Annotated in this window: 15 protein-coding genes; 9 read left to right on the top strand and 6 right to left on the bottom strand. The window is 72.1% G+C overall.

The window, feature by feature from the left end; all coding sequences use genetic code 11:
* Positions 1-38 precede the first annotated feature (38 nt).
* The gene (locus tag ABTW95_RS22460) at positions 39-575 is read left to right on the top strand and encodes a hypothetical protein (RefSeq protein WP_396447697.1); all 537 of its coding nucleotides are present in this window, start codon (positions 39-41) and stop codon (positions 573-575) included.
* A gap of 30 nt (positions 576-605) precedes the next feature.
* Here the strand turns inward: ABTW95_RS22460 and manB are convergent, their stop codons facing one another.
* The 3 genes from manB to ABTW95_RS22445 all read right to left on the bottom strand — a co-directional run bounded on the left by manB (position 606) and on the right by ABTW95_RS22445 (position 3,681).
* Complete coding sequence (gene manB / locus ABTW95_RS22455) at positions 606-1,673, bottom strand: mannose-1-phosphate guanylyltransferase (RefSeq protein WP_500227297.1); 1,068 nt, start codon at positions 1,671-1,673, stop codon at positions 606-608.
* 34 nt (positions 1,674-1,707) lie between these two features.
* Positions 1,708-2,856, bottom strand: coding sequence for a glycosyltransferase family 4 protein (locus tag ABTW95_RS22450; RefSeq protein ID WP_396447695.1), 1,149 nt, complete (start codon positions 2,854-2,856; stop codon positions 1,708-1,710).
* Positions 2,857-2,976: 120 nt separating this feature from the next.
* Positions 2,977-3,681, bottom strand: coding sequence for a class I SAM-dependent methyltransferase (locus ABTW95_RS22445; RefSeq protein WP_396447694.1), 705 nt, complete (start codon positions 3,679-3,681; stop codon positions 2,977-2,979).
* A gap of 67 nt (positions 3,682-3,748) precedes the next feature.
* Here ABTW95_RS22445 and ABTW95_RS22440 point away from each other — a divergent pair, with 67 nt between their 5' ends.
* Together ABTW95_RS22440 and trxA are read left to right on the top strand one after the other, a co-directional pair.
* Positions 3,749-4,717, top strand: coding sequence for a lysylphosphatidylglycerol synthase domain-containing protein (locus tag ABTW95_RS22440; RefSeq protein ID WP_500227317.1), 969 nt, complete (start codon positions 3,749-3,751; stop codon positions 4,715-4,717).
* Positions 4,714-5,037, top strand: coding sequence for a thioredoxin (gene trxA, locus ABTW95_RS22435; RefSeq protein WP_396447693.1), 324 nt, complete (start codon positions 4,714-4,716; stop codon positions 5,035-5,037). Before ABTW95_RS22440 ends, trxA begins: the two co-directional genes overlap by 4 nt.
* On the opposite strand, the gene ABTW95_RS22430 is transcribed toward trxA, so the two are convergent.
* The 3 genes from ABTW95_RS22430 to ABTW95_RS22420 form a co-directional block, all read right to left on the bottom strand.
* On the bottom strand, positions 5,009-6,106 hold the full coding sequence (locus ABTW95_RS22430; RefSeq protein ID WP_396447692.1) for a glycosyltransferase family 4 protein: 1,098 nt from the start codon (positions 6,104-6,106) through the stop codon (positions 5,009-5,011). The genes trxA and ABTW95_RS22430 overlap by 29 nt on opposite strands.
* Positions 6,107-6,123: 17 nt before the next feature.
* Positions 6,124-7,002, bottom strand: coding sequence for a glycosyltransferase family 2 protein (locus tag ABTW95_RS22425; protein WP_500227316.1), 879 nt, complete (start codon positions 7,000-7,002; stop codon positions 6,124-6,126).
* A 208-nt stretch (positions 7,003-7,210) separates the two neighbouring features.
* Positions 7,211-9,268: a hypothetical protein gene (locus ABTW95_RS22420; RefSeq protein ID WP_500227296.1), complete on the bottom strand. Its 2,058-nt coding sequence runs from the start codon at positions 9,266-9,268 to the stop codon at positions 7,211-7,213.
* Positions 9,269-9,405: 137 nt separating this feature from the next.
* Between ABTW95_RS22420 and ABTW95_RS22415 the strand changes: the two genes are divergently transcribed.
* From ABTW95_RS22415 to ABTW95_RS22390, 6 genes are all read left to right on the top strand, one after another.
* Complete coding sequence (locus ABTW95_RS22415; RefSeq protein ID WP_396447690.1) at positions 9,406-10,281, top strand: TIGR03089 family protein; 876 nt, start codon at positions 9,406-9,408, stop codon at positions 10,279-10,281.
* Between the two features lie 115 nt (positions 10,282-10,396).
* Positions 10,397-11,818: an LCP family protein gene (locus ABTW95_RS22410; protein ID WP_396447689.1), complete on the top strand. Its 1,422-nt coding sequence runs from the start codon at positions 10,397-10,399 to the stop codon at positions 11,816-11,818.
* A gap of 12 nt (positions 11,819-11,830) precedes the next feature.
* On the top strand, positions 11,831-12,964 hold the full coding sequence (locus ABTW95_RS22405) for an acyltransferase family protein (RefSeq protein ID WP_500227295.1): 1,134 nt from the start codon (positions 11,831-11,833) through the stop codon (positions 12,962-12,964).
* Between the two features lie 17 nt (positions 12,965-12,981).
* Entirely contained in the window at positions 12,982-14,151 is a 1,170-nt protein-coding gene (locus ABTW95_RS22400; RefSeq protein WP_500227294.1) for an acyltransferase family protein, read from the top strand.
* A gap of 48 nt (positions 14,152-14,199) precedes the next feature.
* Complete coding sequence (locus ABTW95_RS22395; protein WP_500227293.1) at positions 14,200-16,452, top strand: bifunctional glycosyltransferase/CDP-glycerol:glycerophosphate glycerophosphotransferase; 2,253 nt, start codon at positions 14,200-14,202, stop codon at positions 16,450-16,452.
* Between the two features lie 111 nt (positions 16,453-16,563).
* Complete coding sequence (locus ABTW95_RS22390) at positions 16,564-19,986, top strand: bifunctional glycosyltransferase/CDP-glycerol:glycerophosphate glycerophosphotransferase (protein ID WP_500227292.1); 3,423 nt, start codon at positions 16,564-16,566, stop codon at positions 19,984-19,986.
* Positions 19,987-20,074 lie beyond the last annotated feature (88 nt).

Raw genomic sequence — 20,074 nt, 5'->3', positions numbered from 1 at the left:
TGCGGCGACGCACAACCGGCCGGGGGCGCCGAGGCGTCGTGGAGACCGCCGTCCGGCGGGCGGCGGCCGGGCTCGACCGGTGCAGGCGCCTCTCGCCGAAGTGGCGGGCGTCCATCGCCGCGGCACTCGCGGCGGCGGTCGCGGGCGGGGTCTGCCTGGCGCTCCTCACGCCGTCGGACAAGCCGCGCGCACGCCGGTACATCGCCTTCAAGGCGTGTCTGCTGACCGACTCCCGCGGCGTCGCCGGCCGGGAGGCCGCGCCCGTCTGGGAGGGCATGCGGCGGGCGTCGCTGAAGACCCGCGCCAAGATCCAGTACCTCGCCGTGCCCGGTCCGGCGACGGTCGCGAACGCGCGGCCCTACCTCGCGAGCCTCGTGCAGCGGCACTGCGGCATCATCCTGGCGGCCGGCAAGCTCGCCACCGACACCGTCACCGCGAGCGCGCGGAGCTTCGGGGACGCGCGCTTCGTCGTGGTCGGGGCGGCCGGTGCGACCGGGAACGTCCGCGCGGTGCGGGCGTCGGGCGCGCCCGTGCCCGACGCCGTCGAACGCATCGTCTCCGCGGCGGTCACGTGAGCCGGCCCCGGGGACCCCGCGGCGGCGCGGTCAGGTGTCGGTGGAGAAGCGGATGGCCGTCGGAGGCAGCTCTATGCCCGGCCAGACGCGCAGGCCGGGGCGCAGTTCGTTGCCGGGCCCCACCACCGCGCCGTCGCCCAGGACCACGCCGTCCAGGACGGCGCCGGGGCCCACCCGGGCGCCTCGGCTCAGGACGGAGTCGCGGACGGTGGCGCCCTCGGCGACGAAGGCGTCGTCCAGGAGGACGCTGCCGGTCACGGTGGCGCCCGACTCGATGACGGCGTTGCGGCCCACCGCCGTGCCGCCCCGCACCACCGCGCCCGGCGCGACCCGGGAACCCGCGAGGGTCAGGCGCTCGCCCGGCTCGCCCGGCATGGCGGGGGAAGCGAGGGCGCCCATGACCAGGTCCCGGGAGCCCTGGACGAACGCCTCGGGGGTGCCCACGTCGAGCCAGTAGGCCGATTCCACGTGGCCCATCACGACGGCGCCGGAGCTGATCAGGGCGGGGAAGGTCTCGCGCTCCACCGAGACCACCTCGTCTTCGGGGATCGTGTCGATGACGGAGCGGCGGAAGACGTAGCAGCCGGCGTTGATCTGGTTCGTGACCGGGTGGGACGTCTTCTCCAGGAAGGCGGTCACCCGGCCGCCGGGGTCGGTGGGGACGCAGCCGAAGCGGGACGGGTCGTCCACCTCGGTCAGGTGCAGGGTGACGGCGGCGCCGGCCTCCTCGTGCAGCTTCACCTGGGCGCGGACGTCGTGGCCCGACAGGATGTCGCCGTTCAGGATCAGGACCGGGTCGTCCGGGGCGCAGGTCAGGGCGCGGGCCGCGTTGCGGATGGCGCCGCCGGTGCCGAGCGGCTCGCGTTCGCAGACGTAGGCGAGGTCGACGCCGTAGGCGCGGTCGCCGAAGGCGGCTTCGAACATCTCCGCGCGGTAGGACGTGGCGAACACGATGCGTTCGACGCCGGAGGTGTGGGCGCGGGCCAGCTGGTGCGCGAGGAAGGCCACGCCCGCGGTGGGGAGCAGAGGCTTCGGGGTGGAGATCGTCAGAGGGCGCAGGCGGGTGCCCTGGCCTCCCACCAGGAGGATCGCTTCCACTCGGCTCCTTTCTCCACGCGCGGTTGGAGAGAGCCTAGTGGGTGCGGGACGCGGTGTACTGGTCGACTGCGCGCTGGTAGGAGGCCATGTGCGCCTCGGCGGAGGCCGACCAGGAGAACTCGCGGGAGCGGGTGTGGGCGGCCTCGGCCAGCGCGGCGCGGCGGGACGGGTCGTCGATGAGGGCGGCCAGCGCGGCGGCTATGCCGGACGCGTCGGGTTCGGTGTAGGCGACCGCCTCGCCGCCGACCTCGGGCAGCGGCCCGCGGTGCGTGGTGAGGACGGGCGCGCCGCACGACATCGCTTCGAGGACGGGCAGGCCGAACCCTTCGCCGCGGCTCGGGATCGCGACGACCAGGGCGCCGCCGAAGAAGCCGGGCAGGGCCGCCCACGGCAGGTAGCCGGGGCGCAGGACGCGCAGGTCGAGGGGGACGGTGGCGAGCGCCGCGTCGACCTCGTCGTCCCAGCCGCCGCTGCCCGCGAGGACGAGCGCGGGAGGGTCGGGGCGGTCGGCGCAGGCCCGCACCCAGCCGCGGATCAGGTTCGGGACGTTCTTGCGCGGCTCCAGCGCCCCCAGGTAGGCGATGTAGGGGTGCCCGTGCAGGCCGAGGCGGTCGGAGACCTGCTTGGTCTCGGCCTCGGACGGGCGGTGGAACACCTCGTGGTCGACGCCGTGGTAGGCGACGTCGATGTTCGCCGGGTCGGCGCCGAGCACGCTGACCAGCTCGTCGCGCGTGGCGCGGGACGGGGCGATCAGCCGGGTCGCGCGGCGGGCCGCGGTGCGGGTCGCCGACTTGATGTAGGAGGTGCGCACCGGGTCGTGCGGTTCGGGCTCGGCGAACAGCGTCACGTCGTGGATCGTCACGACCGTGGGCAGGGCGGCGCTCACCGGCATCGTGTACGTGGGCAGGTGGATGACGTCCGCGCCGACCCGTTCGGCGACGTGCGGCAGGCCGGACTGCTCCCAGGCCAGGCGGGTGGCGCGGTGCGCCAGCGTCGCCGGGCCGGCGACGACCCGGGCCCCGGGGACGAGGCCCTCATAGCGCTTCTCGTCGGCCCGCTGGCAGGCGACGGCGAGATCGGCGCCCTGCGCGTGCAGTGCGCACAGCAGCCCGTCCACGTACCGCCCGAGCCCGCCGCGGTCGGCAGGCACGGCGGTGGCGTCGAGGAGAATTCGAGGCGCCACGGTCCACTCCCCCATCCAGCGCGGTGGCGTAGATCACTCTTTACTCTCCGAGCCTACGCCCGGAGGGCGCACGCTCGGGTGACCTCATCCACGTGATTCACGAGGGCACCTACCCGTCCGCTACCTCTTACGCGCCTGGACGAGGACGATGCTGCCGCGCTCGTTGGGCGCGCCGCGGTCGGCGAGGGCGACGAGCGGGGTGAGCGGCGCGGCGGCGTTGAAGCCGACCTTGCCGCCGTAGGTGGAAAGCGACAGGTAGAGGCGCTCCGTCGCGGCCGTGCGGAACTGGTAGCTGTGCCGGACGAGGTCGAGGCCGCGCTCGTCCATGAGCTTGCGCAGGCTCTCGTGCGTGTAGGTGTGCTGGACGTGGTACTTGGCCTTGTGCGCGTCGCGCAGCTTCGGCCACGCGTCGGCGCGGCTCAGCACGTCGGCGGACATGAATATCTCACCGCCGGGCTTCAGCACCCGCGCCATCTCGTCCAGCGACCTGCCGCCGTCGTCGAAGTGCTCGATCGCGCAGACGGACAGGATCGCGTCGAACGACCCGTCCGCGAAGGGCAGCCGCAGCGCGTCGCACTCGATCAGCGCGGGGGCGTTCGCGAGCGTCCGGCCGTAGACCATCTTGCCGCGGGCGAGGTCGATCGAGACGGCGTCGGCGCCGCGCCTGCGCGCCTGACCGGCCCAGTAGCCGTCGCCGCCCGCGACGTCGAGGACGCGCCTGCCGCGCAGGTCGCGGCCCATCCAGGCGAGCAGCGTCCCCGCCTCGCGGTACCGGCACACGTGCACCTGGTGGCCCATGAAGGCGACCACATCCGAAATCTTCATCGTGTCCCCAACTCTAGGGCGAGCGGGCGGGTGGGAGGTCGCGTTCGCCTAGGCTGGGCGGGTGAGGATGAAGGTCGTCGCCGTGCGGGCGCTGCGCGTGCTCCTGGTGCTGCTCGCGCTCGCGTTCTGCGGCTACAGCGTGGCGTCCCAGTGGGACGCGACGGTCCGGGCGTTCGAGCAGATGTCCTGGGCGGCGCTCGCCGGGGCGCTGGCGGCCGGGCTCGCGGGCCTCTTCATCTGGATGCTGGGGTGGCGCGAGTTCCTCGCCGGCCTCGGGTCGCCGCTGCCGGTGCGGGCCATCTTCCGGATCTCCGGGATCTCCCAGCTCGGCAAGTACGTGCCGGGCAAGGTGTGGGCGCTGGTCACGCAGATCGAGATGACCCGCGAGCACAGGGTGCCGCCGGAGCGCAGCTTCGGCTCGACGATGCTGGCGGTCGCGACGTCCACGGCGTGCGGGCTGGCGGTCGCGGCGGTGACGCTGCCGCTGACGTCCGAGGCCGCGCGGAACGAGTACTGGTGGCTGTTCCTGCTCGCGCCGGTGCTGCTCGCGCTGCTGCACCCGAAGATCGTGACCTGGGCGCTCGGCACGATGCTGCGGCTGATCCGGCGGCCGCCGCTGGAGCACCCGGTGAGCCTCGGCGTCACGCTGCGCGCCGTCGGCTGGACGGTCCTCGGCTGGCTCCTGTTCGGCGTGCACACCTGGCTGCTCTGCACGGCCGTCGGCGGCGACGGGACGGGGCTGCCGTTCCTCGCGACCGGCGCCTACGCGCTGGCGTTCGTCGCCGGCTTCCTGGTGTTCATCGCGCCGGGCGGCATCGGGGCGCGGGAGGCCGCGCTGACGGTGGTGCTGACGCCGGTGCTGCCGGCGGGCGCGCCGGTCGTGGTCGCGATCGCGTCGCGGGTGCTGCTGACGCTCGCCGACCTCATCAACGCGGGGGTGGCGTTCCTGCTCGGGCGCACCGTGCCCGGCGCCGGGAATGAACCGCCCCCCAAAGAGCTTGTGACGGGAACACAGCCTACGAAGGAGGGACCGTGACGGCCCCGATCACCGTGACCGACGCGACGTTCGCGGACGAGGTCCTCAACAGCGACACCCCGGTACTGGTCGACTTCTGGGCCGACTGGTGCGGGCCGTGCCGCATGATCGCGCCGATCCTGGAGCAGATCGCCGAGGAGCAGGACGGCAAGATCCGGATCGCGAAGATGGACTACGACGCGAACCCGGAGACGCCGAACAAGTACGGCGTGATGGGCCTGCCGACCCTGCTGCTCCTCAAGAACGGCGAGGTCGTCGAGCAGATCGTCGGCGCCAAGCCGAAGCGCGCCCTCATGAAGGTCCTCGAACCGCACCTGTGAGCGCGTCGATGTAGGCGGCCCACACCGGGCCGTGGTCGACCGGGCGGACGCCGGAGCGGAGGCGCTCCGGCGTCCCCGGCTCGTAGAAGCGCCGCAGCGCCGCCGCCAGGGACGCGACGTCGTCCGGCCGGCAGACCAGGCCGTCGACGCCGTCGCGGATCTGGTCCGCGAACCCGCCGACGTCGGTGGCGATCACCGGCAGCCCGTGCTCGTAGGCCATCCACACGTTCTGCGACGCGGTCGCCGTCCGGTACGGCAGGACCAGCGCGTCGGCGGCGGCGAACAGCCCCGGAACATCGGCGGCCGGGACGTAGCCGGGCCGCAGCTCCACCCGCGACGCCAGGTCGAGCGACCTGATCAGCTCCCGCGTCTCGTCCAGCCCGCCCCAGAACTCGCCCGCGACGGTCAGCGCCACGTCGTCCGGGCCTTCCGCCAGAGCGCGCAGGAGGACGTCCAGGCCCTTGTACGGGCGGACGATCCCGAAGAACAGCAGCCGCCGGCGCACCTTCTCGTCGCCCGCCGGAACGTCCCCGCCCCCGGTGGCGGGCAGATGCGCGGCCATCTCCGCGACCCGCACCGGACGCCCGGTGAGGCCACGCGCCGCCTCGGCCTGCGCCTCGGTGTGGACGAGGACGCCGTCCACCTTCCGCAGCAGCCGCTTCATCAGCGGCTCGTCGTACGGCTTGCGCTCGTGCGGCAGGACGTTGTGGCACAGCGCCACCACCCGCGCACCGCGCCGGACGCCGGCCAGTATCCCCAGGTAGGACGGCACCTGGACGGTGCTGAGCACCACCAGGACCACCAGGTCGCGGGAGCGCAGCGCGCGGCCGGTGCGCCACCAGCCGTCCGGACGCCGCCAGTCGAGCCGGCGCCGGGTGCCGGGGAACGGCTCGCCCTCCGGCTCGGCGATGGTCTGCTGCCCCGGATACAGGAACGACGGGTACTGGGCGCGCCACGACTCGATGACGACCTCGTGCCCGGCGGCGGCCAGCCGGTGCGCCAGCTCGGTCGTGTGCCGGGCGCCGCCGCCCTTGTACGGGAACGCCGGCCCGACGATCGCGATGCGCATGCCCCCGGCCGCCACCGCTAGACGTCGCCGCGCGATCGGACGATCAGGTCGGCGAGCAGCGCCAGCGACGCGATGATCAACCCCGTCACGAAGATCATGATGGTGTTGTTGGCGAAGTAGCCGAAGTGCACCACCATGTCGAACACCCCCTTGGCCAGCCCGATCGCGATCAGCCACAGCGCGGGCGGCATCAGCACCTTGAGCGGGTTGAAGTACATGACCATCCGCAGCACCTGCAGGATGTAGCGGTAGGCGTCCTTGGTGAAGTGGAACTTGGACTTGCCTGCCCGCTTGGCGTAGTCGATCGGCATGTACCGGACGGGGTGCTGGTTCGACAGGAACGCGATAGTGATCGTCGTGACGCAGGAGAACCCGGGCGGCAGCAGCCGCAGGTACGGCAGCGACACCTCGCGGCGGAACGCGCGCAGCCCCGAGTTCAGGTCGGGGATCTTGGAGTTGGTGAGCCGCTCGGCGACCTTGCGGATGAACCACTTCGCGGGGACGCGCAGCACCTTGTGCGTCCCCTCCTCGCTGGTGCGCGCACCGACGACCTGGTCGATGGACGGGTCGTCGTCGAGCGCGTCCACGAGCTCGGGGATCCGCTCGTTCGGGTAGGACATGTCGGCGTCCGTCCACACGACGATGTCGCCGCGGGCCTGCTGCGAGCCGATGCGCCGGACCGTCCCGGACCCGCTGTTGTGCTGGAAGGCCATCACCCGCATGTGCGGGAAGCGCGGCTCGGCCTCGCGCAGCCGCGCGAGCGTGTCGTCGGTGGAGCAGTCGTCGACGGCGAGCAGCTCGTAGGTCTTGCCGCTGTTGTCCATCGCCTTGCAGATGCGCTCGACCTCGTCGATCACGTGGTCCTGCTCGTTGTAGCAGGGCAGGACGATCGTCACGTGGACGGGCGGCTCCGCGGCGGGCTCGGCTGGCGCGGCGTGCTCGGCGGGCGCGGCGTGCTCGGCGGGCGCGGCGTGCTCGGCGGGCGCGGTGTCGGACGTCGGCTCGGCAGACTGGGTGCTCACGCAGCGCGAGGATACTCGCCCGGTCCCACCTCAGCAGCCTCGTCGCACGCGAGGACGCGCGAGAGCACGCGCGGGGGCGCGGTCACGGGGCAGACGGGCGGGCGATCCACACGTCCATGACCAGGCCCCACGTCCCGCCCGGCGGCCTGCTGAGGGTGCGCCCGTCCTGCCGGGTCCGCACGTGCAGGACCCGCTCCGGCGTCCCGTACGGCGCGACCTGCCCCGGTTTCGCCGCCATGATCACCGGCTGCCGCCCGGCCCGCCGCACGCCGGCGATGACGCGCGCCACGTCGGCGGGCGCGGCGCCGCCCCGCACCCGCGCGGCGGGCACCCCGCACATCCCGCGCACGACCTCCAGGAACCGGTCGGCCGTCGACTGCTCGACCACCACGACCGAGCTGCGCGGGCGCAGCGCGCCGCACATCCCCCGCACGGCGCCCACCTCGTGCTGCTCGGTCCGGGTCACCAGGAACCCGCCGGACGTCAGCACGACCGGCACGAGCATCAGCGCGACGCCGGCGACGGCGCCGCAGTTCACCGGCTTCGTCCCGTACCCGAGCCGGCGGACGCGCCGCACCGTCCACGCCGACGCGAACACGGTGAACAGCAGCAGGCCGGGGATGACGAGGCCGATCAGCCGCCGGGACGCCCACGGGTGGTCGGGCGTGATGCCCGGCCGGATCAGCACCTGCGTCGTCGTCCAGGCGATCATCGCGTAGGGCGGCAGCCACTCCGGCGACCGCCCGCTCAGCAGCCGCCGCGCCAGCAGCGCCGCGCCCAGCGTCGCGAACAGCAGCGCGGGGACGCCGATGTACCAGGCGACCCAGTAGAGGGACAGCTCCGAGTACTGCCGGGTGCCGTCCACCGGGAGGTGCTGGATGCGCTGCACCATCTCGATGAACCGGACGTTCAGCTCGTCGTCCCTCGTCGCCGGTACCCGGCGGACGGTCTGCACCAGCGGCCGGACGGCGAAGCCGGCCATCACCAGCACGGTCAGGCCGGCGGCGATGCCCGGCAGCGGGCCGCGCGCGGCCGCCGAGCCCAGCCTCCGCAGCCGCGTCCCCGTCCGGTCCAGGCGCAGGAGGACGGTCAGGGCGACCGTGGCGGCCGGCACGGCCGCGCTGATGGCCAGCAGCGGCTTGAGCGACGAGTCGAGGTACCGCAGGTAGGGCCGGGACATGGTGAAGCCCTCGACCAGCCCGGCGCCCGCGCCCAGCAGCAGGCCGCCGGCGAGCCAGTACCCGGTGCGCCGCCGGAGCCCGACCAGCAGGCCGGCGAAGGCGAGCACGGGCAGGACGTCGCGCAGCCCGTCGATGCGGACGAGCACGATGAGCCCGAGCGCGAGGCCCGCGAGGAACGCCTTCGCGGTGGCGTCGCGCCCCTTCTCCCTGCGGACGTCGTCCAGCAGGGACAGCCCGCCCAGCAGCAGCACGATCGCGGGCAGCTCGCTGAAGGTGCTGCGCGAGACGTAGAGCATCGGCAGCGTCAGCGCCAGCAGCAGCGCCCCGGCGGGCGCCCAGCGCGGCCCGACGAGCCGCGCGACGAGCCCGGCGAACGCGAGCACGCCGCACGCGCCGAGCAGCGGCGCCATGAGCAGGATGCCGTGCGTGCCGCCGAGCCAGCCGCCGAGCGCGAGGACCAGCGGCATCCCAGCCATGAACTGCGGGACGATCGCGCCGCCGTCCTCGTAGAAGGCGGGGCTGTCGAAGCGGAGGGCGGCGTCCGGACCGCCGAACGCGCCGGCCGAGCGCGGGATGGGCAGCGATCCGTGCTCGGCCAGCCAGGTGGCGAACTGGACATAGGACGCCGGGTCGCGGCGGACGACGATCTGCTCCGAGACCATGACCACCTGGAGCACCAGGAACGCGACCGTGATCGCGAGGACGCTCCCGGTCGTCCACCACGGCACCGCGTCGGCGCCGCGGCCGCTCAGGCTCCCCCGCGCCGCCTCCGGCAGGCCGCACGGCCGGTACCGCAGCCCGAACCACAGGACCACGGCCGCGACCGGCGCGAACAGCGCGATCGCCGGGGCCGGGCGGAACACGCCCGCCATCAGCAGCGGCAGCGCGACCGCCAGCCACGCGAGCACGAGCAGCGCCGGGGCGACGGTGGCGCGGACGAGCAGCCGACCAGCGTTCATCGTCCCGCCCCGTGCGTGTTCGTGCGGCGTTCGTCCGCCGGCAAATGGTTCATGGGGTGGTCATCCACCCGTGCGGAGCGTAGCGGCACCGGGCGGGTGGTGGCTCCCGGACGATCATGCGGGCATACGCTCTGCCCATGAGCGCACACGACCGGGGCGCGGCCGTGCCCGCCGACCTGCTGCGGCGGCGGGTGGCGGACGACCCGTCCAACCCGCTGGTCACCTTCTACGACGACGCGACCGGGGAGCGCGTCGAGCTGTCCGCCCGCACGTTCGACAACTGGGTCGCCAAGACGGCGAACTTCCTGGTGGACGGCCTCGGCGCGGAGCCGGGGACGCGGGCGGTGCTCGTCCTGCCGCCGCACTGGCAGACGGCGGTGTGGCTGATGGCCTGCTGGTCCGCGGGCATCGTCGCCGAACCGGTCGATCCGGCGGAGGTGAAGGGGCGGGCCGGCGAACCGGCCGGGGCGCCCCGGCCGTACCCGGATGAGGGGGCGGCCACCGGGGACGCCCCCTACATCCTGGCCGCCGCTCGGGAGGTGCTGGACGACGTGGTCGACGACGCGGACGCCGAGGAGATCGTCGGCCTGTCGCTGCACGCGCTCGGCGCCCCGCTCGCCGACTGCCCGCCCGGCGTGACCGACTACGCCGACGAGGTCCGCGGCTACGGCGACCGGTTCGCGCCGGGGGCGGAAGTGACGCCGGAGACGCCCGCGCTGAGTGTGACAAACACCACATTCACCGGGGGCGAACTGGTGGCGGCCGCCCGCGAGGCCGTCGAGAAATGGGAGCTGGACGCACGCGACCGGCTCCTGGTTGACATGCCCTTCACCACACTGGACGGGGTACTGATCGCACTGCTGGCACCACTAGCCTCGGGTGCTTCCGTCATAATCCAACGAAACTTCGACAAAGCCGCCCAAGATCGACGTCTGGCAGTGGAGCATGTGACGGTGGTTGCCGGTCTGCCGGGACCGAATGACGCATCCGGGTCCCTGTACCGGCTCCCCTGACCTACGCTCTCCTTGCCCCAGTCCCGTTACCCGACCCCTGAAAGCGGGCGATCCGCTGCGGGAGGGATGACCCCCGCACCACCATGAACCGCTGAGAACCTGGACCACGGAGCCGATGAACAGCAACCCGATGTACATGGAGTACGTCGACGACGCCGACCCGCAGCCGGCGCCGCGGCGCGGCTGGCGCATCCTCGGCTGGGTGTGCATCGGGCTGTCGGCGGTCATGGTGGCCGGCTCCCTGACCGCCTACGGCCTGTACCGCAAGGCGTTCGGGAACATCTCGCACGAGGACGTCAACGCGCAGCTGGGCCCCAACCGGCCGAAGAAGCTGAACAACGCGATGAACATCCTGCTGATCGGGTCGGACAGCCGCGCCGGAGCCAACGTCAAGTACGGGCGCTCGTACCGCAACGTGGCACCCCGCTCGGACACGATGATCCTGCTGCACCTGTCGCCCGGGGGCGGCCAGGCGCTGGGGATCAGCTTCCCCCGCGACCTGGTGATCCCGATCCCGGCCTGCAAGAACCGCAAGGGCGAGACGGTCCCGGCGCAGTCCAGCGCCATGATCAACTCATCGTTCACCAACGGCGGCGCGGCCTGCGTCATCCTGACGATCGAGCACCTCACCCACATCCGCATCGACCACTTCATGCAGGTCGACTTCACCGGCTTCAAGAACATCACGAAGGCGGTCGGCGGCGTCCCGGTGTGCCTGTCGAAGCCGGTGAACGACAGGCATTCCGGGCTCCGGCTGAGCAAGGGCAAGCACGTGATCTCGGGCGAGACGGCGCTCGCCTACGTGCGCACCCGGTACGGCCTCGGCGACGGCTCCGACACCTCCCGCATCAAGCGGCAGCAGAAGTTCATGGGCGCCCTCGCCAACAAGGCGATGAGCGCGGGCGTGCTGAGCAACCCCAAGAAGCTCTACTCGCTGATGAACGCGACCACCAAGTCGCTCACCACCGACAAGGAGCTGACGCCGCAGGTCATGATGGACATCGCCCAGGAGATGCAGGGCATGACCTCCGGCAAGCTGCGGTTCGTGACCGTCCCGTCCGGGCCCGACCCGGCCGACCCGAACCGGGTGGTGCTCAGCGACGCCGCGCAGCCGTTCTTCGCGGCCGTCCGCAACGACACGACCGTCCCCAAGGAGCCGGCGGCCCGCGGCCCGAAGATCCCGCCGAGCCAGGTGCGGGTGCGGGTCTACAACGGCAGCGGCATCACCGGGCAGGCCAGGCGCGTCGCCGACGACCTGGAGTCGCAGGGCTTCCAGGTGACGGTGGGCGGCAACGCGCCGTCCACCACGGCGGCCACCAAGGTGCTGTACGGTTCCGGCGCCGACCAGCAGGCCGCGACGCTCGCCGCGCTCATCCCGAGCAAGCCGCAGCCCGCTGCGCGCGGCAAGGGCGCGAGGCCGGGCGTCGTCGACCTCGTCGTCGGAAAGAACTGGACGAACCTGAAGAGCGCCGGCGCCGGTATCCCGAAGCAGCAGGGTGAGGTCCGGGCCAGCGACGACATCTGCAAGGAGACCTGACCGGGCATCCCCATGACGTACACCACCAGCCCCTCGGGAGCCGACACCGCTCCGCCCCCCGCGCAGCCCGGGCCCACCGCGGCCCCCGGAACCTCCGGCGCCGCGGTCGCCGCGCCCGCGCAGGCGGCCCGGCCCCGCAGGCAGCGCGACCCGTTCTTCGACAACGCGAAGTACTTCGCGATCCTGCTGGTGGTGGCGGGCCACTCCCTGGCCAACCTGCTGAACGTCCCGATGGCCAAGGGCCTGTACATCTTCATCTACATGTTCCACATGCCGCTGTTCATCGTGATCACCGGCTACTTCTCCCGGAACTGGACGTTCGCGGGCGGCAAGGCCCGCAAGCTCATCACCAACGTCGGCGTCCCGTACGTGGTGTTCGAGGTCGCCTACTCGCTGTACGACTGGCTGGCCGGGCGCAACGAGCTGGAGATCAGCCTGCTCAACCCGTACTACCTGACGTGGTTCCTGATCGCGCTGTTCATGTGGCGGCTGTCCACCCCGGTCTGGCAGCAGATCCGCTGGCCGCTCGCGGTCGCGGTCGCGTTCGCCCTGCTGTCGTACATGAGCAACCTCGGCGGGACGTTCGACATCCACCGCGTCTTCGGGCTGCTGCCGTTCTACGTCCTCGGCCTCTCGCTGCGGCCGGAGCACTTCGAGCTGCTGAAGAAGCCGATCGCGCGGCCGATCGGGGCACTGGTGCTCGCCGCCGGCCTCGCCGGGTCCTACCTCGTCATGAACCACATGTCGCGGAACTGGATCTACTGGAAGCACGCGAACTTCCAGCTCGGCGTCGACAACTTCACCGGCACCCTGATGCGGCTCGGCATGTTCGCCTGCGCGACCGTGTTCGTCGCCGCGTTCCTGAGCCTGATCCCGCGCCGCCGCCACTGGTTCACCCAGCTCGGCGCGTACACGCTCTACGCCTACCTGCTGCACGGGTTCGTCACCCGGCTGCTGAACTTCACCGGCTGGTGGGGTGCGGACTGGATGCACACCCCGCCCGGCGTCGTCATCGTGATCTGCGGCGCGCTCGTGGTCGGGACGTTCCTGTGCTCCAAGCCCGTCGTCCGGTCCATGAGCTGGGCGCTGGAGCCCAAGATGACCTGGGTGTTCACCCCGCTGCGGCGGCCGAGCGGATCACGCTAGACGAAGCCATCGGAGACATGACCGACATCCATCCCCCCGCGCGCCGGCCCGCGTCCGTCACCGTCCCGGATCCGGTGCCGCCGGGCGCGGCGGTCCCGGCCGCGCCGCCGGTGCCGGCCCCGCGGCACTCCGGCGACCGGCCGGCCGGCGAGCGGCCCGCGCCCAAGCAGCGCGACGCGTACTTCGACAACGTCAAGTTCTTCTTGATCATGCTGGTCGTGCTGGGGCACTGCTGGGAGGTGTTCCGCAACGACAGCCACGCGGTGAACGCGGCCTACTCGCTCGTCTACGGCTTCCACATGCCGGTCTTCGTGTTCGTCTCCGGCTACTTCTCGCGCGGGTTCATGAAGAACACGGAGAAATTCCGGGTCATTTTCCCGACACTGATCGTCCCTTATGTAATTTTCGATGTCCTTTACCGGCTGCAGCTTGTGGTCATCAGGGGCAACGAGTTCCGCCTGCACGAGCTTTTCCGCCCGCAGTTCCTGATGTGGTTCCTCGTCGCGCTCGTGCTCTGGCGGCTGAGCGCCCCGCTGTGGGGGCACCTGCGGCACCCGGTCGCGGTGTCGGTGGCGCTGTGCCTGGTCGCCGGCAGCTGGAGCTTCAACTCCGACTCGACGCTGTGCCGGGCCGCCGGGCTGCTGCCGTTCTTCGTCCTCGGCCTCACCATCGGGCGGGACCGCGTCGAGGCGCTGCGCCGCCCCCGCTGGACGCGCTGGGCGGGCGCCGCCGTGCTGCTCGCGGCGCTGCCGGTCGCCTACGTGTGGCAGCTCGGCAGCGTCGTGCCGAAGGTCGAGCGCGGCGTCCTGCTGTGGAACCGCGGCTACGAGCACATGGGCTTCGGCGCCCTGGAGGGCATGGCGTACCGCCTGCTCGCGCTGGGGATCGCCACCGTCCTCGGCATCGCGTTCCTCGCCGCCGTCCCGCGCGGACGCGCCTGGTACACCACGCTCGGCACCCGGACGATGTACGTCTACCTGCTGCACGGCCTCGTGGTGAAGACGCTCGACTACGGCGGCGTCCTCGACGGCCACTTCTTCCAGACGCCGCTCGGCCTCGTCCTCGTGACCGCGGGCGGCCTCGCGCTCGGGCTCCTGCTCGCCACCGTGCCCGTCCAGCGCCTCACCCACTGGGCCGTCGAGCCCAAGGGGCGGTGGCTGCTCAAGCCGTCGCATGGCGGGACATAAGATCTACCTACGATCTGCGGGTATAGTCCAAATTCACCGAGTAGCTGATTGGCCTACGCGTTGAGCACTGATCACGGCATCTCTTTGAGCATCATCGTTCCCGTGCACAGAGTGCAGGGGTACATCCGGCAGTGCCTGGACTCGATCCTCGACCCGGACCTGCCGAACCTGGAGGTCATCGCGGTCGACGACGCCTCGCCGGACGGCTGCGGTGAGATCCTCGACGAGTTCGCCGCGCGCGACCCGCGGGTCAAGGTGCGGCACCTCACCGAGAACGTGGGCCTGGGGCACGCGCGGAACGTCGGCTTCGACATGGCGACCGGCGACTACGTCTGGTTCTTCGACAGCGACGACTACGCGACCGACGGCGCCGTCCGGGCCGTCATGGACCGGCTGGACGAGACGCGGCCGGACGTGCTGATGTTCGACTACGCGCGCGCCTACTGGAACGGGCGGGTCAAGCGCAGCATCATCAACCACCTGTTCCGCGAGCCGCCCGCGCCGGACGTCTTCACCATCAACGAGCGGCCGAGCCTGCTGGAGATGTTCACCTCGATCTGGAACCGGGCGATCCGCCGCGAGTTCATGATCGAGCACGGGCTGCGCTTCAACAGCGGCTACTACGAGGACGTCAGCATCACCTACCCGGTCCTCATGGCCGCCGAGCGGGTCAGCTTCCTCGACCGGGTCTGCTACGTCTACCGGCAGCGCCGCCGCGGCGCGATCACCAAGACGGCGAGCGCCAAGCACTTCGACGTGTTCGACCAGTACGACCGGATCTTCGCGTTCATGGACCGGCTGGGCCCGTCCATGGACCCGCTCCGCCCGCTGATGTTCAACCGGACGATCTGGCACCTGCTGGTCATCATCGAGCGCGCCGACCGCGTGTACCCGTCGGAGAAGCCGCGCTTCTTCGCCGAGATGACCAAGACCTACAACCGGTACAAACCCGCCGGGCACGTCCCGCCGGACGACGAGCCGGGCCTCGCCGAGAAGCACCGGGCGATCGAGCGCGGCGACTTCAAGGCGTGGGAGCGCCTCAACTCCCCGACGTTCGCGTCCAAGGCCAGGAAGCGCGGGCGCAAGGTCCGCAAGCTGCAGCGGCAGGGCGTCCTGCGCTCCAAGGAGCTCGCCAAGGAGCGCTACTACCAGATGCGGCGGCACATGCCGATCGAGGAGGACCTCGCCGTCTTCGCCGCCTACTGGTACCGCGGGTACGCCTGCAACCCGGCCGCGATCTACGAGAAGGTCCGCGAGCTGGCCCCGCACATCCGCTGCGTGTGGGTGGTGAAGCCGAGCGCCCGCAAGACCATGCCGGAGGGCGTCGACTACGTGGTGGCCGGGTCCGCCGAGTACTACCGGACGATCGCCGCCGCGAAGTACTTCGTCAACAACGTCAACTTCCCCGACCACCTGGTCAAGCGGCCGGGGCAGGTGCACCTGGAGACCCAGCACGGCACGCCGCTGAAGAAGATGGGCCTCGACCAGATGGAGTACCCGGTCGGCGCCGGCGACATGGACTTCAAGGCCCTCATCGAGCGGTCCGACCGCTGGGACTTCCTCATCTCCGCCAACCCGCTGACCAGCGAGGCGTGGGAGCGCGGCTTCCCGTGCCACTACGAGATGCTGGAGATCGGCTACCCGCGCAACGACCGCCTGGTGCGGGCGACCCCGGAGGAGCAGGCGCGGCTGCGCGCCGAACTGGAGATTCCCGAGGGCAGGACGGCGGTCCTGTACGCGCCGACGCACCGCGACTACCAGCGCCGGTACACGCCGATGTTCGACATCGGCCGGGTCGTCGAGCAGCTCGGCGAGGACCACATCCTCCTCCTGCGCGCCCACTACTACTACAAGCTCAAGGACATGGCGGCCGACCTGGGCTGGCCCGAGGACCAGGTGATCGACGTGTCCAAGCACCCGTCCGTCGAGGACCTCATGATCGCCTCGGACGCGCTGCTGACCGACTACTCGTCGATCATGTTCGACTACGCCAACCTGGGCAAGCCGATCGTGATCTACGCGAACGACTGGGAGACCTACCGGCTCACCCGCGGCGTGAACTTCGACCTCACCGAGTTCCCGCCCGGCGTCGTCGCCTACACCGAGTCCGAGCTCGTCAACGCGTTCGTGTCGCGGGCGCCGTGGGGCGACGCGGCGTCGAAGAACCTGGAGGCGTTCCAGGCGCGGTTCTGCCCGTGGGACGACGGCCACGCGTCCGAGCGGGCCGTCCGCCGGGTCTTCCTCGGCGAGAAGATCGAGAATCCGCCGCAGAGCCCCACGGCGAGGGCCGCGGCGCAGTAGCATCCGGCGCACGCCCCCGTTGCGCTCCCGGGCCCGCCCGCCGCGCAAGCCCGCCGCCACCGGCCCGGCGCCGCCGCCCGGCCGGCCGAAGTGTTCGAAGGAGTGGGTCGCTTGTCCGCCCGCATCAGCGTCATCGTGCTCACCCACGGAGCCGGGGAGCACCTCGGCGACGCCCTGGAGTCGATCGCGGCCCAGACCTGCCGGGACCTGGAGGTCCTGGTCGTGGACGACGGCACCGGCACCGCCGCGCGGGCCGCGCTGCCCGACGACCGGTTCCGGCTGATCCGGCAGGGCGCGCCCAGCCGCGGCGCCGCCCGCAACCTGGGCGTGGCCGAGAGCGCCGGCGAGTTCCTGCTGTTCGCCGACAACGGCGACCCGATGCCGCCGGACGCCGTCGCCTCGCTCCTCACCGCGCTAGAGGCGTCCGGGTCGGAGCTGGCGAAGGGGCCCGACGCGGCCCGCAAGTGGACGGGCCAGGTGTCGCAGTGGAAGGCGCGCGGCGACAACGCGCCCCCGGCGACGGGCACCGACCTGCGCCGCTGCCCGGAGCTGCTGGCCAACCGCAAGATCTCCGGGACGCTGCTGCGCCGCTCCTTCTGGGACGCGCACGGGCTGGAGTTCCCCGACCTCGGCCGCTACGACGACCTGCCGGTGATGATGCGGGTCCTGCACCTGGCGAAGTCCGTGGACGTGGTGCCGGACGTCGTCCTGCACCGCCGCACGCGGCGCTACGCGCCGACGACCGAGCCGCAGGAGATCGCGGACGGCTTCGGCGCGGCGACCCTCGCGACGACCTGGGTCGCCGAGCGCGGCGACGCCAAGGAGCTGCGCCGGTTCCAGCTCGCCCTCGTCACGACCGAGCTGAAGACGTTCCTGGACGCCATGCCCGACCTGTCCGGCGACGAGCGGGAGCAGGTCGTCGCGCAGGCCGCGGCGTACGCCAAGGGCGTGTCGCCGAAGGTGTTCGCCGAGGCCCCGGCGCTGACCCGGCTGAAGTGGCATCTCGCGCAGGCGGGCCACACGATGGAGCTGGTGAAGGTCGTCCGGTACGAGCGCGGCAAGTCGTCGCCGTCGATCGTCCGCGACCCGGTGCGCCGCTACGTCGTCTACCCGTACTGGAAGGACGCCAAGCTCGACGTCCCGCGCGAGGTGTACCGGGCGCGCGACGAGGTCAAGATGCGCGGCCGGGTGCACGCGGTGCGCTGGGACGGCGACCGGCTCGTCGTCACCGGCGAGGCCTACATCAACTCGGTCAGCTCGCGCCGCCGCTGGACGTCGATCAAGACGGTGACGCTGCGCAACGGCCGCCGCAGGATCGTCATGAAGGCGCGGCAGACGCCGAAGCCCGGCAAGTCGTCCGGCGGCTGGACCGGGTTCGAGTTCTCCGTCGACGCCGCGAAGCTGAAGGAGCGCGGCGGCTGGGCCGAGGGCACCTGGGAGGTGCACGCCGCGGTGCTGAACGCGGGCGTGTTCCGGCAGGGCCCGGTGCGCGGCGGCGGGTCCGGGACGGGCGCGCACCCGCCCTACCGGTACGTGGCCGACGACGTGCGCGTCGTCCCGAAGGTCGTGGACGGGCACTTCGTCGTCCAGGTGGAACGCGTCAAAGAGCGGGCGACCGCGCTGCGCTGGGACGATGACGCGCTGCTCATCGAGGGCGAGTCGGCCGGCGGGCCGCCCGCCGAGCTGGTGCTGACGCTCGGCGACTCGCGCGTCCCCGTCCCGGTGGCGGCCGGGGCCGCCTCCGGGGACGCGGGGAGCGGGTGGACGGCGCGGGTCGACCCGGCCGCGCTCGACATGGACATCGACCCCGAGTCGATCGACGACACCCGCGACTGGACGCTGTCCGCGGACGGCCGGCCGCTCGTCCTCGCCGAGGGCGTGGCGGAGGCGCGCCGCACGTTCGGCGCCCTCGAGGTCACCGCGGGCCGCGGGCACGGCGGTTACGTGCGGGTGCGGCGGTCGACGATCCGCCTGTCGGTGGACGGCTGCGAGCTGCGCCCCGACGGGACGCTGGCGCTGACGGCGACGCACCCGGCGCACGAGTCCGGGCAGATCGTGGTGCGCAGCCGCGGGCGGCGCAAGCAGCACGCGTTCGACCTCGTCCCCGACGGGTCGGGCAGGCTGCGGGCCGAGGTCCCGGTGGCGGCCGTGCCGGGCGTCGCGGGCGTCCTGCCGCTGCGGCCGGGCCGCTGGGACGTGCTGTTCCGCCCGCCGGGCGAGCGGGCGCTGACCGTCCGGCTGACCCAGGGCGCGCAGCAGGGCCTGCCGGGGCCGGTCGAGGTGGCGCGGCGCGGCTACGAGCTGGAGACCAAGGACGGCCGGCTCGTCGTCGCCGTCACCGGGGACGTGTCGAGCGAGGAGAAGAGCGCCGGCCCGAAGTACCGGGAGGAGGCGCGCCGCACGGTCGCCCGCGAGGGGCTGCGCGACGCGGTGCTGTTCTCCTGCTTCAACGGGCGGCAGTACTCCGACAGCCCGAAGGCCATCCACGAGGAGCTGCTGCGGCGCGGCACCGACCTGGAGCAGCTGTGGGTCGTCAACGACGCGCAGGTCGAGCTGCCGGACACGCTGCAGGCCGTCCGGCTGAACGGCAGGGAGTGGCAGGAGGCGGTGACGACGTCCCGCTACATCGTCACCAACCACCGGCTCGGCGACTGGTTCCAGCGGCACCCCGACCAGATCGTCCTGCAGACCTGGCACGGCACCCCGCTGAAGAAGATCGGCCGGGACGTGAAGGAGGTCCACTTCGCGTACGCGCCGGGGATGAAGTCTGCGCTGCAGAGCAAGGAGAAGAAGCCGGAGGGGCCGGCCGTCCCCGAGTGGAGCCACCTGCTGTCCCCGAACCCGTTCAGCACCGAGATCTTCCGCCGCGCGTTCGCGTTCAAGGGCGAGATGCTGGAGGTCGGGTACCCGCGCAACGACCTGCTGCACAGCCCGGACGCGGACGTCGTGGCACGGTCGGTCCGGGCCCGGCTCGGCATCCCGGAGGGCAAGCGGGTCGTGCTGTACGCGCCGACGTGGCGCGACGACCAGTACTACAGCCGCGGCCGGTACAAGCACGACATGCGCCTCGACCTGGACCGGGCCCGCGCCGCCCTCGGCGACGACCACGTGCTGCTGGTCCGGCTGCACAGCAACGTGGTGGACGGCGTCCAGGAGGACCCGGAGGGCTTCGTCCGCGACGTGTCGCTGTACCCGGACATCACCGAGCTGTACCTGATCTCCGACATGATGATCAGCGACTACTCGTCGGTGATGTTCGACTACGCCAACACGGGCCGCCCGATGCTGTTCTTCACCTACGACCTGGCCGACTACCGGGACCGGCTCCGCGGCTTCTACTTCGACTTCGAGGCGGAGGCGCCGGGGCCGCTGGTGGAGACGTCCGACGACCTGATCGACGCGATCCGCGACGTCGACGCCGCCGTCGCCGGGCACAAGGAGCGCTACGACGCCTTCGTCGACCGCTTCTGCCCGCTGGACGACGGCCACGCCGCCGCCCGGACCGTCGACCGGGTCTTCGGCCCGGAGCGCTGACCGGCCGATGCCGATGGCGAACGGGCATCGCGGGCGCGTTGGTAGGCTACGCGCCTGCACCGGCGACCTGGGGAAGGGCTGCGGACAT

Origin of the sequence: Spirillospora sp. NPDC127506 (genome assembly GCF_040302145.1) — a bacterium.
Taxonomy (GTDB): domain Bacteria; phylum Actinomycetota; class Actinomycetes; order Streptosporangiales; family Streptosporangiaceae; genus Spirillospora.
The sequence above is the reverse complement of the archived record's forward strand: the minus strand, read 5'-3'. Positions and strand labels throughout refer to the sequence as shown.

Excerpts from the sequence above, each read along its gene's own strand:
- ABTW95_RS22445 (WP_396447694.1), bottom strand. The coding sequence starts at position 3,681 with ATGAAGATTTCGGATGTGGTCGCCTTCATGGGCCACCAGGTGCACGTG.
- ABTW95_RS22440 (WP_500227317.1), top strand. The coding sequence starts at position 3,749 with ATGAAGGTCGTCGCCGTGCGGGCGCTGCGCGTGCTCCTGGTGCTGCTC.
- ABTW95_RS22430 (WP_396447692.1), bottom strand. The coding sequence starts at position 6,106 with ATGCGCATCGCGATCGTCGGGCCGGCGTTCCCGTACAAGGGCGGCGGC.
- ABTW95_RS22420 (WP_500227296.1), bottom strand. The coding sequence starts at position 9,268 with ATGAACGCTGGTCGGCTGCTCGTCCGCGCCACCGTCGCCCCGGCGCTG.
- ABTW95_RS22415 (WP_396447690.1), top strand. The coding sequence starts at position 9,406 with ATGAGCGCACACGACCGGGGCGCGGCCGTGCCCGCCGACCTGCTGCGG.
- ABTW95_RS22410 (WP_396447689.1), top strand. The coding sequence starts at position 10,397 with ATGAACAGCAACCCGATGTACATGGAGTACGTCGACGACGCCGACCCG.
- ABTW95_RS22405 (WP_500227295.1), top strand. The coding sequence starts at position 11,831 with ATGACGTACACCACCAGCCCCTCGGGAGCCGACACCGCTCCGCCCCCC.
- ABTW95_RS22400 (WP_500227294.1), top strand. The coding sequence starts at position 12,982 with ATGACCGACATCCATCCCCCCGCGCGCCGGCCCGCGTCCGTCACCGTC.